Annotated in this window: 1 rRNA gene; it reads right to left on the reverse strand. The window is 54.2% G+C overall.

Annotated features, from left to right (window positions below):
- A 23S ribosomal RNA gene (locus tag V6C27_15035) occupies positions 1-203 on the reverse strand; the annotation flags it as partial.

Consider the following 203-nt stretch of genomic DNA (forward strand, 5'->3'; position numbering starts at 1 on the left):
TCGGTTTACGGTACGGGCACCAACTTCCTCGTTAGAGGCTTTTCTTGGCAGTTTGGGATCAGCTACTTCGTTACTTGTTTTCACTCCCCATCACCTCTCAGGCTTTTTGTTGCGCGGTTTTGCCTGCGCAACGCCCTACGGGTTTGGACGCACTTTTCCAGCCGTGCGCTTAGCCTACCCTCCTGCGTCACCCCATCCTTCAA

This window comes from Peptococcaceae bacterium 1198_IL3148, assembly GCA_036763105.1.
Classification (GTDB): domain Bacteria; phylum Bacillota; class Desulfotomaculia; order Desulfotomaculales; family Desulfohalotomaculaceae; genus JBAIYS01.